A 12135-nucleotide genomic window follows, 5' to 3' on the forward strand; every position below is an offset into this window, starting at 1 on the left:
CCGTCAGCCTTCCGCGCCCCCCGGCGCCCCACCCTCAGGACACCACCGTGCGTTACGCCCAGAGCGTCGCCGACCTCGTCGGCAACACCCCCCTCGTCCGCCTCACCCGCGTCACCGACGGCATCGCCGCGACGGTGCTGGCGAAGATCGAGTACGTCAACCCCGGCGGCTCGGCGAAGGACCGCATCGCCGCCAACATCATCGACGCCGCCGAGCGTGACGGACACCTGCAGCCCGGCGGCGTGATCGTCGAGCCGACCAGCGGCAACACCGGCGTCGGACTCGCCCTCGTCGCGCAGCAGCGCGGCTACCGCTGCGTCTTCGTCGTGCCCGACAAGGTCGCCGAGGACAAGCGCGCGGTGCTGCGGGCCTACGGAGCCGAGGTCGTGGTGACCCCCACCAACGTCGAGCCCGACGACCCCGACTCGTACTACAGCGTGTCGGACCGGCTCGTGCGGGAGATCCCCGGGGCGTTCAAGCCCAACCAGTACGCCAACCCGAACGGCCCCCGCAGTCACTACGAGACCACCGGTCCCGAGATCTGGCGCGATACTGACGGGACGCTCACGCATTTCGTGGCCGGCGTCGGCACGGGCGGCACGATCAGCGGTACGGGCCGCTACCTGCGTGAGGTCGCGGGCTCGAGCGTGCGCATCGTCGGCGTCGACCCGGTCGGCTCGATCTATTCGGGCGGCGACATCCACGGCTACGACGTCGAGGGCGTCGGCGAAGACTTCTGGCCCCCGGCCTTCGACCCCACGGTGGTCGACGCCTACGAGCGCGTGTCCGACGCCGAGTCGTTCGCGATGACCCGCCGCCTCGCCCGCGAAGAGGGCTTGCTCGTCGGCGGCTCCAGCGGAATGGCCGTCGTCGGAGCCCTGCGCGTCGCCCGCGACCTGCCCGCCGACGCCGTCATGGTCGTCGTCCTGCCCGACCACGGTCGCGGCTACCTCAGCAAGATCTTCGACGACGAGTGGATGACCGCGCGCGGCTACGACGTCGACGCCCCGGCATCCGTTCTTCCCTCGAGCACCCAGGAGCACTCCGCATGAGCACCCACGACGCCGCCCGCGGCTTCGACAGCCTCGCCGTCCACGCAGGGCAAGCGCCCGACGAGACCACCGGCGCCGTCATTCCGCCGATCCACGTCTCCACGACGTACGCGCAGGACGGCATCGGGGGTCTGCGCAATGGCTACGAGTACGGCCGCAGCGGCAACCCGACCCGCACGGCGCTGGAGACGCAGATCGCCGCGCTGGAGGGGGGCGTGCGCGCGCTGTCGTTCTCGTCGGGCCTCGCCGGTGAAGACGCGCTGCTGCGTGCAGCGCTCGTCCCCGGCGACGAGGTGCTGCTCGGCAACGACGTCTACGGCGGCACCTACCGCCTGCTCGCCCGCGTGCTCGGTCCCTGGGGCGTGAAGCTTCGCGTGGTCGACATGAGCGACCTGGATGCCGTGGCGGCGGCGATCGACGAGCGTGCGCCGCGCATGGTCTGGGTCGAGACGCCCAGCAACCCGATGCTGCGCATCACCGACATCGCCGGTCTCGCGCGCCTTGGCCACGCGGCCGGTGCGATCGTGGTCGTGGACAACACGTTCGCCTCACCCGCGCTGCAGCGCCCGATCGCCCTGGGCGCCGACGTCGTCGTGCACTCCGCCACGAAGTACCTCGGCGGACACAGCGACGTCGTCGGCGGCGCTCTCGCGTTCGCCGACGCGGAGCTGGCCGAGAAGACGCAGTTCCTGCAGTTCGCCGCCGGGGCGGTGTCGGGCCCGTTCGACGCGTACCTGACCACGCGCGGCATCAAGACCCTCGGCATCCGCATGGAACGCCACAGCGCGAACGCGCAGGCAATCGCCGAGTACCTCGCCGGGCACGACCGTGTCGCGAAGGTCTACTACCCGGGCCTCTCGACGCACCCCGGCCACGAGCTCGCCGCGTCGCAGATGAGCGGCTTCGGCGGCATCGTCTCGCTCGAGCTCGCCGACGGTGCCACCGCCCGCCGGTTCGCGGAGTCGACGCGCCTGTTCACCCTCGCGGAGTCGCTCGGCGGTGTCGAATCGCTCGTGAACTACCCGGATGCCATGACCCACGCGTCGGTGCGCGGCACCGAGCTCGCGGTGCCCGACACGATCGTGCGACTGTCGGTCGGTATCGAGTCGGTCGACGACCTCGTCGCCGACGTCGACCGGGCGCTCGCCGCGCTCTGACCCGGGCGCGCGCCGCGCTCTGACGGGCGCGCGCCGCGCCCTGACCCGGGGCGCCGCGTCCTGACCCGCGGCCACCGCCACTGCACGCGTTGGCTCGCGCCGCGCCGCCGCGGTCACCGCGCCGCGCGGGCGAGGTTGCGCTCGAGCTCGTCGCGGTTCTGGCGCACGACGTAGGCGGGCTGGTCGCGCTCGACGCGCCAGCTCTCCGACAGGGGGCCGATGTTGACCGTGTCGAACCCGAACTCGTCATAGATGCGCGTCACGAGGGCGGCGGCGGCGTCGGAGTCGCTGGAGGTAGCGAGCGCGCGACGGTTCTCGGTGCCGGCGGGGGAGCCGTCGGTGAGGATATCGGCGGCCATGATGTGATTGAACGCCTTCACGACGGTCGACTGCGGCAGGTGCTCCTGCAGCATCTGGGACGTGGTCGTCTGCTTGTCATCGAGGGCGATGATGTGGCCGTCGCGCTCGAAGTAGTAGTTGTTCGTGTCGAGCACGGTCTTGCCGGCCAGCGGCTCCACGGGCACGTCGCGGTAGGCCTTGAGCGGCACCGTCACGACGGCGATGTCCGCCGCCTCGGCCGCCTCGGCGGCGGTGGCTGCTCGCGCTCGATCTCCCACCGATGCGACGAGGGCAGTGAGGGTCTCGGGCCCGCGCGAGTTCGCGATCACGACGTCGTAGCCGTTCTTCGCGAAGCCCTTCGCGAGGGCCGAGCCGATGTGTCCTGCTCCGATGATTCCTACGGTTGTCATGCGAACCGGCAACCGTGTCGGGGACACGGACATTCCCGGTCGCCCCGCCGAGACATCACCGGCGTAAATAATTAGCAGCTTGAGATATTCATGTCAACCGCCCTTCCCGCGCGGCGCGCACGCCTTAACGTCTTACCTGTCGCACCCTCGCGCGAGTGGTCGCCGGCCGGTGTTCGGGTCACCGTCCTGCTGGACCTGTGAGGGCGACGGCCCCCGGTGGACGCGGCTTCGGACCACCGGGGGCCGCTTTCTTTCCCCGGCCCGAATGCGAGACTGGTCGTCGTGCACGTCACAACCCGCCCACCCCGCACCGCTCGCTTCTTTCTCGTGTGCGTGGCTGTCGGGCTGCTCGCGGGTCTGATGTCGGGCCTGTTCGGTGTCGGCGGCGGAACGGTGATCGTGCCGCTGCTGGTGCTCGTCCTCGGCTTCGACCAGCGTCTCGCCGCGGGGACCTCGCTCGCCGCGATCGTGCCGATCGCCTCGGTGGGCGTGATCACTTACGCCGTCGAGGGCCACGTCGCGTGGCTTCCCGCCCTGATCCTCGCCGCGGGCGCCGTCGGCGGTGCGCAGATCGGCACCTGGCTGCTGCCGAAGCTGTCGCAGACCGCCCTGCGCTGGTCTTTCGTCGCGTTCCTGCTCGTCGTGATCGTGAGCCTGTACTTCGTCATCCCCTCCCGTGACGCCGAGCTGGAACTCACCTGGATCACGGGACCGGGGCTCGCGGTGCTCGGTGTGGTCACCGGCATCCTGGCGGGTCTGCTGGGCGTGGGCGGGGGCATCATCGTGGTCCCGGCGTTGCTCTTGCTGTTCGGTGCGAGCGACCTGATCGCGAAGGGCACCTCGTTGCTCATGATGATCCCGACGGCTCTGTCGGGCACCGCGGGTAATTTGCGTCGTCGCAACGTCGACCTCGCGGGTGCGGCGTGCGTGGGCGTCGCCGCGTGCGCGACCACCGCGCTCGGCGCGCAGATCGCCATGGCCGTCGATCCGTTCGTGGCGAACGTGCTCTTCTCGGTCTTCCTCGTCTTCATCGCCGGGCAGATCGCGGTGAAAGCGGTGCGCGGCCGTCATCAGCGCTGACGCGGCCGACCGCCGGTCACGATCCGGACCCCGCCGTAGACTGGTCAGGTGCCCGTGAATCCTGATCTGGTCGGTCGTGCCTTCCCGCCGACCGTGCCCTACCTGGTCGGCCGCGAGAAGGTGCGCGAGTTCGCCCGCGCCGTCTTCGCCGACGCCCCGCAGCACTCCGACCCCGACGCCGCGCGCGCGCTCGGGTACGCCGACGTCGTCGCTCCGCCGACGTTCGCGATGGTGGTGCAGGACCTCACCCTGCAGCAGCTGCTCGGCGACCCCGACTCGGGCATCGAACTGTCGCGCCTGGTGCACGCGGAGCAGCGCTTCCGCTACACCCGCCCCATCGTCGCGGGCGACGAGCTCGTCGCGACCCTGTCGGTCACCGGCATCCGTTCGATGGGCGGCAACGCGATGATCACCAGCGAGGCCGAGATCGTGGATGCCGACGGCGCCCACGTCGTGACCACGACCAGTGTTCTGCTGGCGGGGGAGGCGGGTGCATGAGCGGGTTCATCGTGGGCGAGGTCATCGCCGAGCGCTCCGTGCATCTGACCCGCGAGTCGCTCGTGCGCTATGCGGGGGCATCCGGCGATTTCAACCCCATCCACTACCGCGACGACGTCGCCGCAGCCGTCGGTCTTCCGGGGGTGCTCGCGCACGGCATGCTCACGATGGGCATCGCGGTGGGTACGCTCGCGGATGCGCTGGGTGACTCCGGCCGCATCGCCGAGTACGGTGTCCGGTTCACGCGACCCGTCGTCGTCGACCCCGAGACCGGCGCCGACCTGCACGTGAGCGCGAAGGTGGGTGCGGTCGACGACGAGATAGCCCGCATCGACCTCACCGTCACGTTCGCCGAGACCACCGTGCTCGGCAAGGCGCAGGTGCGGGTGCGGCTGCCCTGATGCCCGAGGTCCCTCCGATCCCGCTCTCGCAGCTGACCACTCTGCGTACCGGTGGCACGCCCGCCCGCATCGTCGAGGCGCGCACCGCCGCCGAGCTCGTCGCCGCGCTCCGCGAGGTGTGGGCCGAGGGTGAGCCGTGGTTCGTGCTCGGCGGCGGATCGAACCTCTTCGCCGGCGACGAGCCCTTCGAGGGCACCGTCGTGCTCGTGCGCACCGCGGGGATCGAGGAGCTCCCGGGGTCGCGCCCCGGAACCGTACGCCTGCGCGTCCAGGCAGGTCACGACTGGGACGCTCTGGTGGCGGAGACCGTCGAGCGGGGGCTCGCCGGGATCGAGGCGATGTCGGGCATTCCGGGTACCGTCGGTGCCGCCCCCGTGCAGAACGTCGGCGCGTACGGCCAGGAGATCGTGCAGACCCTCGTCGAGGTGGAGCTGATCGACGAGTCGACGGGCGAGGTCTCGGTCGTTCCCGCGGTCGAACTCGGCCTGGGCTTTCGTACCTCAGTGCTCAAGCAGCATTACGGCTCGATCCCCGATCGTTCGGCGGTGATCCTCTCGGTCACCCTCGAGCTCGAGCGCATTGGCGACGGTGCCCGACCCATCGTGGGGGAGCAGTTGCGGGGGGCACTGGGCCTGGATGCCGATGAGGCGGTGTCGCTGCGCTGGATCCGCGATCACGTGCTGGCGACGCGCGCCCGCAAGGGGATGGTGCTCGACGCGCAGGACCCGGACACCTGGAGTGCCGGTTCGTTCTTCCAGAACGCCATCGTCTCGGAGGCGTTCGCCCGGACTCTGCCCGACGCGTGCCCGAAGTGGCCGATGGCGCCGGTGCTCGACCCGGTGACGGTGATCCCGCTCGCCGCGTTCGATGGCATCCTTCCGCCGCCCGTGGTGGAGCGGCACGAGGTCAAGGTCAGCGCCGCGTGGCTCATCGAGAACGCGGGATTGCGCCGCGGCTTCCGCTTGCCGCGCTCGCGCGCGGGGCTGTCGACCAAGCACACCCTCGCCCTGACCAACCGCGGCGAGGCGACGGCGGCCGAGATCGCCGAACTCGCCCGCTTCGTCCAGAGCCGGGTGCACGCGGAGTTCGGTCTGCTGCTGCAGCCCGAGCCGGTGCTGGTCAACGTCGAGTTGTAGCCCGCCCGCGCAGCGCGGCCGGTGTGCCGTCGGGCGGAGGCAGTGGTCGGACGTGCCGGGTGGGGATGCCGGTGGGTCGGTGTGTCGGTTCTGGTTTCCGTCTGACGGTTCGGCGGGGGAGGTCCTGCTGCAGGCCGGTGCCGTCGTTGTGGCAGTACCGTCCCGCGGGGTCTTCGTCGACACGCCGCCCTACGGGGGCACCGACGCGGCGTGTCGACCACGGACTCCGCAGGACGGTTACGCGGCGCCATGCCGCGGGCGGCGACCGACCCCGCCTCCTCCCGGCGTCAGGAGAACAGGCGCTGGAGGCGCTGCACGCCCTCGAGGAGCTGCTCGTCGCCGAGGGCGTAGGACAGGCGCAGGTAGCCGCTGGGGCCGAAGGCCTCGCCGGGGACCACGGCCACTTCGGCCTTCTCGAGGATGAGGTCGGCGAGCTCGAGCGAGGTGGTGGGCGTGACGCCGTCCCAGGAACGGTTCAGCAGTCCCTGCACGTCGGGGTAGACGTAGAACGCGCCGAGGGGGTTCGGCACCTCGACACCGTCGATCTTGGCCAGTTCCGACACGATCAGCTGACGGCGGCGGTCGAAGGCGAGACGGAACTGCTCCGCCTCGTCCTGCGGGCCGTTGAGGGCTGCGGCCGCGGCGATCTGAGCGACGTTGTTGACGTTGCTCGTCAGGTGCGACTGCAGGTTGCCGGCGAGCTTCATGGCATCCGCCGGTCCCACCATCCAGCCCACGCGCCACCCGGTCATGGCGTAGGTCTTCGCGACGCCGTTGACGAGGATCGTCTGCTCGGCGAGCTCGGGAACGGCCTCGACGATCGACACCGCGCGGGTGCCTTCGTAGGTGAGGTTCTGATAGATCTCGTCGGTGATGACCCAGATGCCGTGCTCGAGCGCCCAGCGGCCGATCTCGGCGGTCTCTTCGGGGGTGTAGACCGAGCCGGTCGGGTTCGAGGGCGAGACGAAGACGAGCACGGTCGTCTTGTCGGTGCGGGCGGCCTCGAGCTGCGCGACGGTGACCTTGTAGTCCTGGTCGGCACCGGCGAACACCTCGACGGGGGTACCGTCGGCGAGGGCGATCGCCTCGGGGTAAGTGGTCCAGTACGGCGCGGGCAGCAGAACCTCGTCGCCGGGGTTCACCACGGTCTGGAAGGCCTGGTACACCGACTGCTTGCCGCCGTTGGTGACGATGACCTGCGACGGCGCCACCTCGAGGCGCGGAGTCGCGCAGCGTCTTGGCCGCGATCGCTTCGCGCAGCACCGGGAGCCCTGCGGCGGGGGTGTAGCGGTAGTTCTTGGGGTTCTGCAGCGCCTCGGCGGCGGCATCCACGATGAACGAGGGTGTGGCGAAGTCGGGCTCGCCCGCGGCGTAGGAGATGACCGGTCGGCCGGCGGCCTGGAGGGCCTTCGCCTTGGCATCGACCTTCAGGGTCGCGGACTCGGCGATGGCGGACAGCTTGCGGGAGAGCGGGGCGCGGGAAGTCACGGGGAAAGCCTACTGTTTGCGCCCTCGCGCGGAGAGGGTGTGACGCCGCGCGGTCTGGGGCGGGCGCACGGCTCCGATAGCGTGGCGGGGTGACAGCAGAACCCCTCGCACCCCCGCGTACCCACCGTCGTGCGATCGGATTCCTGCTCAAACTGGGCGTGGCCAGCATCATCGTCGGCATCGCGACCGGTCTCGCGGTGCTGCTGCTGGTCTGGATCGTGCACTCGATCGAGCACCTGATCTGGGGCCACGAAGAGGGTCCGTTCCTCGACGGACTCCCGATGCCGTCGCCGTGGTGGCTGCCGATCGTCACGGTGGGGGGTGCGGGTGTCATCGCCGCCGTCGGGTGGTACCTGATCCGCCGTTTCGGCCGTAAGCTCGCCACCGTCGAGCAGGGCGTCGACGGCGCGCACATGCCCTGGTGGGAGACGCTCGTCGACACGGTGCTGCAGGTGACCTCGGTCGCCCTCGGCGCCTCGATCGGCAAAGAGGTCGCGCCGCGCGAGCTCTCCGCGATGGCGGGCTCGAAGATCGTGCGCTGGTTCGGCCTCAACGCCCGGTGGTGCCGCATCCTCATCGCCTCCGCCGCCGGCGCGGGTCTCGCCGCGGTCTACAACGTGCCGCTGGGCGGCGCGCTGTTCGCGATCGAGATCCTGCTCGCCCAGTTCAGCGTGGGTGCTGCGGTCGTCGCCCTGTCGGTCAGCGCGATCGCCACCTTCGTCGCGCGTCCGCTGGTGGGGGAGGAGTCGCTGTACCAGGTGGCATCCCTCGAGGTGAACGCCTCGCTCGTGGTCGCCGCCCTGCTGATCGGTCCGCTCATGGGCTGGGGGGCGACGAGCTTCGCGACCGTGACGAAGGCGCTCGGCCGGTTCCGCCCGACGGGCTGGAAGCTGCTCGTCGTTCTGCCCCTGACCTTCACCGCGGTCGGTGTGCTGGGGGCGTTCTTCCCGCTCATCCTCGGCAACGGCCGTGCTCTGGCCACCGCGGGCTTCGACCTCTCGCAGCCGGCGCTACTGCTGCTCCTGCTCGCGCTGCTGAAGTACGTCGCCACCACCGTCTCGCTCGGGTCGGGTGCCATCGGCGGCACCCTGCAGCCCTCGGTCGCGATCGGCGCGGCGCTCGGCGCCGCCGCCGCGGCGGGATGGGCGTTCATCTGGCCGGGCGCCGATGCCACAGCCCTCGCCATCGTCGCGGCGGCGGCGTTCCTGGCATCCAACATGCGCGCCCCGTTCACGGCGATCGCCCTGGTGATCGAGTTCACCGACACCGGGTTCACGCTGCTGCTGCCGATCTTCCTGGCCGTGGCCGGGTCGCTCGCGGCCTCGCGGCTGTCGTCGCGCGCGGGCCTGCGGAAGTTCGCGCCGATCGACCCGGGCCGGGAGTAGGCCGCCGAGTCGCGTGACGAGGGGCCGGGGCTCGTGGCCCCGACCCCTCGGCATCCGGCTCAGTCCAGGTATTTCGCGTACGCCGGAAGCGTCAGGAACGCCGGGAACTCCGGGCGCAGCGCCACCTCGCGGAACACCTCGGCGGCGTCGTCGAAGCGGTCGCCGTCGGACCGCGGTGCCTCGGCGAGCACGCCCTTCACGAGTCCCTCGACGAAGGCGCGGGTGATGGCATCCCCCTCCGCCGTGACGCGGTCCTGGTGGATCCACTGCCAGATCTGCGAGCGCGAGATCTCGGCGGTCGCGGCATCTTCCATGAGGTCGTCGATCGCCACGGCGCCGAGGCCCCGCAGCCACGCCTCGAGGTAGCGGATCGCCACAGACACGTTGCCGCGCACGCCGGCCCTGGTGATGGGCAGGCCGATCCGCAGATCGAGCAGGTCGGCGGGGTCGATCGACACCTCGTCGCGCGTGCGCCCGAGCTGGTTCGGCTCGTCGCCCAGCACCGCGTCGAACTCCGCGCGCGCCACCGGGATGAGATCGGGGTGGGCAACCCAGGTGCCGTCGAAGCCGTCTCCGGCCTCGCGCCGCTTGTCGGCGGCGACCTTCTCGAACGCCGCTGCGGTCACCTCGGGCTTGCGGCGGTTGGGGATGAACGCGCTCATGCCGCCGATCGCGTACGCGCCCCGCTTGTGGCAGGTCTGCACGAGCAGCTCGGTGTAGGCCCGCATGAACGGCACCGTCATCGTGACCTCGCTGCGGTCCGGCAGCACGAATCGCGCCCCGCGACCGCGGTAGGTCTTGATGATCGAGAAGATGTAGTCCCAGCGGCCGGCGTTCAGGCCCGCGCAGTGGTCGCGCAGGGCGAAGAGGATCTCCTCCATCTCGAACGCCGCGGGCAGCGTCTCGATGAGCACCGTCGCGCGGATCGTGCCGTGCGCGAGGCCCAGCCGCTCCTCGGTGAACGAGAAGACGTCATCCCACAGGCGCGCCTCCTCGGCCGACTCGATCTTCGCCAGGTAGAAGTACGGCCCCCGGCCCGCCGCGATCAGCGCGTGCGCGTTGTGGAACACGTACAGCCCGTAATCGACGAGGGATCCGGATGCCGGCAGCTCACGGCCGGAGCGATCGACGAACGTCACGTGCTTCTCGGGCAGGTGCCAGCCGCGCGGGCGCATCACGATCGTCGGCGTCCGCTCGGCGGTGACCTCGTAGCGCTTGCCCTCGGCGTTCGTGAACGACAGCTGCCCGCGGATCGCGTCGAACAGCGAGAGCTGCCCGCCGATGACGTTCCGCCAGGTCGGGCTCGTGGCATCCTCCTGATCGGCCAGCCACACCCGCGCACCGGAGTTCAGTGCGTTGATGGTCATCTTCGGGTCGGTGGGGCCGGTGATCTCGACGCGGCGGTCCTCCAGGCCCGGGCCAGCGCCGGCCACGCGCCACGACGGGTCGTCGCGGATGTGCGCGGTGTCGGCGCGGAAGTGCGGGTCGTCGCCCGTGCCGATCTCGAAGCGCCGGCGCTCGCGTGCGGCGAGCCGGTCGTGCCGGCGCCGGGCGAAGCGGTCGTGCAGCTCCGTGAGGAACGCGATCGCCGCGGGCGTGAGGATCTCGGCATCCCGGCCTTCGAGGGGGCGTTCGAGGCGCAGGTGGGGGACGGATGCCGCGGCCTGCGGCGTCGCGCCGGCCGGTGTCGTGGTGGTCGGGGGCGGGGGAGAGGTGATGAGGGTCATGGCCGTGACTTTCCGTATTTTCGGCGCCCCCCGTCCTGCATGTTGAGTGTCCAGAACACGCCGTACGACACGAGGCCGAAACGGCGTGTCCTGGACACTCAACGGAAGGGGGGCGAGGGGGGGGAGGGGGGAGAGAGGGGGGAGGGGGTTAGTGGAACTGGGCGGTCTCCGTCGAACCCGCGAGAGCCAGGGTGGCGCTGTCGGGGTTGAGCGCGGTCGAGACGACGTCGAAGTAGCCGGTGCCCGCCTCGCGCTGGTGGCGCGTGGCGGTGTAGCCGTTGGCTTCGGCGGCGAACTCGGCCTCCTGCAGCTCGACGTACGCGCTCATGGCGCGTTCGGCGTAGCCGCGGGCGAGGTCGAACATCGAGTGGTTGACGGCGTGGAAGCCGGCCAGGGTGATGAACTGGAACGCGTAGCCCATCGCCGCCAGCTCCGCCTGGAACGTCGCGATCTGGGCGTCGTCGAGGTGGCGCTTCCAGTTGAAGCTGGGCGAGCAGTTGTACGCGAGCTTCTTGCCCGGGAAACGGGCGTGGATCGCCTCGGCGAAACGGCGCGCGAGCTCGATGTCGGGCTCGCCCGTCTCGACCCACAGCAGGTCGGCGTAGGGCGCGAAGGCCAGGCCGCGGGCGATGACGGCAGGAAGGCCCGGACGCACCCGGTAGAACCCCTCCGTCGTGCGCTCGCCGGTGAGGAACTCCCGGTCGCGCTCGTCGACGTCGCTGGTCAGCAGGTCGGCGGCCAGGGCGTCGGTGCGCGCGATGATCACCGTCGGCACCCCGGCGACGTCGGCCGCCAGGCGCGAGGCGTTGAGCGTGCGGATGTGCTGCTGGATCGGCACGAGCACCTTGCCGCCGAGGTGGCCGCACTTCTTCTCGCTCGCGAGCTGGTCCTCCCAGTGGATGCCGGCGGCCCCCGCCTGGATGAGCGACTGCGCGAGCTCGTAGGCGTTGAGCGGACCGCCGAAGCCGGCCTCGGCGTCGGCGACGATCGGCGCGAGCCAGTCCTGAGTCACTTCTCCCTCGGCTCGTTCGATCTGGTCCTGGCGCAGCAGGGCGTTGTTGATGCGGCGGACGACGGCGGGCACCGAGTTGGCCGGGTACAGGCTCTGGTCGGGGTAGGTCTGTCCCGCGAGGTTGCCGTCGGCGGCGACCTGCCAGCCGCTGAGGTAGATGGCCTTGAGCCCGGCGCGCACCTGCTGCACGGCCTGGCCGCCGGTGTACGCGCCGAGCGCACGGACGTACTCCTCGGTGTGGATGAGGTTCCAGAGGTTCTCGGCCCCGCGGCGGGCGAGCGTCGCCTCTTCGCGGACGGTGCCCCGGAGGCGGACGACATCGTCGGCCGAGAACGTGCGCTCGATGCCGTCCCACCGGGGGTCGGCGTCCCACGAGGCACGGAGCTCGGCGGCGGTTTCGGTCTGGTCGCCGGGACGCAGCGGGTTGATCGTCATGAGCTTCTCCTTCGG

The 12135-nt window shown here is 70.9% G+C and carries 11 protein-coding genes; 7 read left to right on the forward strand and 4 right to left on the reverse strand.

Annotation, left to right across the window (positions count from 1 at the left end; translation table 11 throughout):
* The first annotated feature begins 47 nt into the window (after positions 1-47).
* Positions 48-1052, forward strand: a complete 1005-nt coding sequence (locus tag QE412_RS15915; protein WP_307486113.1) for a pyridoxal-phosphate dependent enzyme — start codon at positions 48-50, stop codon at positions 1050-1052.
* A complete protein-coding gene (locus QE412_RS15920) occupies positions 1049-2209 on the forward strand; it encodes a cystathionine gamma-synthase (protein ID WP_307486115.1) in 1161 nt (386 codons plus the stop codon). The genes QE412_RS15915 and QE412_RS15920 overlap by 4 nt, the downstream gene beginning before the upstream one ends.
* Before the next feature lie 113 nt (positions 2210-2322).
* Here the strand turns inward: QE412_RS15920 and QE412_RS15925 are convergent, their stop codons facing one another.
* Positions 2323-2958 carry an NADPH-dependent F420 reductase gene (locus tag QE412_RS15925; RefSeq protein ID WP_307486119.1) on the reverse strand — a complete coding sequence of 212 codons (636 nt, stop codon included), beginning with the start codon at positions 2956-2958 and terminating at the stop codon, positions 2323-2325.
* A gap of 282 nt (positions 2959-3240) precedes the next feature.
* Here QE412_RS15925 and QE412_RS15930 point away from each other — a divergent pair, with 282 nt between their 5' ends.
* Genes QE412_RS15930 through QE412_RS15945 form a run of 4 tightly spaced genes read left to right on the forward strand, consistent with a single transcriptional unit; the run spans position 3241 to position 6073 of the window.
* Positions 3241-4038: a sulfite exporter TauE/SafE family protein gene (locus tag QE412_RS15930; protein ID WP_307486124.1), complete on the forward strand. Its 798-nt coding sequence runs from the start codon at positions 3241-3243 to the stop codon at positions 4036-4038.
* A 48-nt stretch (positions 4039-4086) separates the two neighbouring features.
* Complete coding sequence (locus QE412_RS15935) at positions 4087-4536, forward strand: FAS1-like dehydratase domain-containing protein (protein WP_307486127.1); 450 nt, start codon at positions 4087-4089, stop codon at positions 4534-4536.
* Entirely contained in the window at positions 4533-4937 is a 405-nt protein-coding gene (locus tag QE412_RS15940; RefSeq protein WP_307486131.1) for a MaoC/PaaZ C-terminal domain-containing protein, read from the forward strand. Before QE412_RS15935 ends, QE412_RS15940 begins: the two co-directional genes overlap by 4 nt.
* Positions 4937-6073 carry a UDP-N-acetylmuramate dehydrogenase gene (locus QE412_RS15945; RefSeq protein WP_307486135.1) on the forward strand — a complete coding sequence of 379 codons (1137 nt, stop codon included), beginning with the start codon at positions 4937-4939 and terminating at the stop codon, positions 6071-6073. The genes QE412_RS15940 and QE412_RS15945 overlap by 1 nt, the downstream gene beginning before the upstream one ends.
* A 287-nt stretch (positions 6074-6360) precedes the next feature.
* Here QE412_RS15945 and QE412_RS15950 read toward each other — a convergent pair whose 3' ends face one another.
* Positions 6361-7494 (reverse strand): pyridoxal phosphate-dependent aminotransferase, encoded by a 1134-nt coding sequence (locus QE412_RS15950; RefSeq protein ID WP_373426555.1) that lies wholly within the window; start codon positions 7492-7494, stop codon positions 6361-6363.
* A 156-nt stretch (positions 7495-7650) separates the two neighbouring features.
* On the opposite strand from QE412_RS15950, the gene QE412_RS15955 reads away from it, so the two are divergent.
* Positions 7651-8946, forward strand: coding sequence for a chloride channel protein (locus QE412_RS15955; protein WP_307486139.1), 1296 nt, complete (start codon positions 7651-7653; stop codon positions 8944-8946).
* Positions 8947-9005: 59 nt separating this feature from the next.
* Here the strand turns inward: QE412_RS15955 and aceB are convergent, their stop codons facing one another.
* Together aceB and aceA are read right to left on the reverse strand one after the other, a co-directional pair.
* Positions 9006-10673, reverse strand: a complete 1668-nt coding sequence (aceB, locus tag QE412_RS15960) for a malate synthase A (RefSeq protein WP_307486141.1) — start codon at positions 10671-10673, stop codon at positions 9006-9008.
* A gap of 148 nt (positions 10674-10821) precedes the next feature.
* Positions 10822-12120 carry an isocitrate lyase gene (gene aceA / locus QE412_RS15965; protein WP_307486144.1) on the reverse strand — a complete coding sequence of 433 codons (1299 nt, stop codon included), beginning with the start codon at positions 12118-12120 and terminating at the stop codon, positions 10822-10824.
* Positions 12121-12135 lie beyond the last annotated feature (15 nt).

This window comes from Microbacterium trichothecenolyticum, from assembly GCF_030818955.1.
GTDB lineage: Bacteria > Actinomycetota > Actinomycetes > Actinomycetales > Microbacteriaceae > Microbacterium > Microbacterium trichothecenolyticum_B.

Excerpts from the sequence above, each read along its gene's own strand:
- aceB (WP_307486141.1), bottom strand. The coding sequence starts at position 10,673 with ATGACCCTCATCACCTCTCCCCCGCCCCCGACCACCACGACACCGGCC.
- QE412_RS15950 (WP_373426555.1), bottom strand. The coding sequence starts at position 7,494 with ATGCCAAGGCGAAGGCCCTCCAGGCCGCCGGCCGACCGGTCATCTCCT.
- QE412_RS15945 (WP_307486135.1), top strand. The coding sequence starts at position 4,937 with ATGCCCGAGGTCCCTCCGATCCCGCTCTCGCAGCTGACCACTCTGCGT.
- QE412_RS15940 (WP_307486131.1), top strand. The coding sequence starts at position 4,533 with ATGAGCGGGTTCATCGTGGGCGAGGTCATCGCCGAGCGCTCCGTGCAT.
- aceA (WP_307486144.1), bottom strand. The coding sequence starts at position 12,120 with ATGACGATCAACCCGCTGCGTCCCGGCGACCAGACCGAAACCGCCGCC.
- QE412_RS15920 (WP_307486115.1), top strand. The coding sequence starts at position 1,049 with ATGAGCACCCACGACGCCGCCCGCGGCTTCGACAGCCTCGCCGTCCAC.
- QE412_RS15925 (WP_307486119.1), bottom strand. The coding sequence starts at position 2,958 with ATGACAACCGTAGGAATCATCGGAGCAGGACACATCGGCTCGGCCCTC.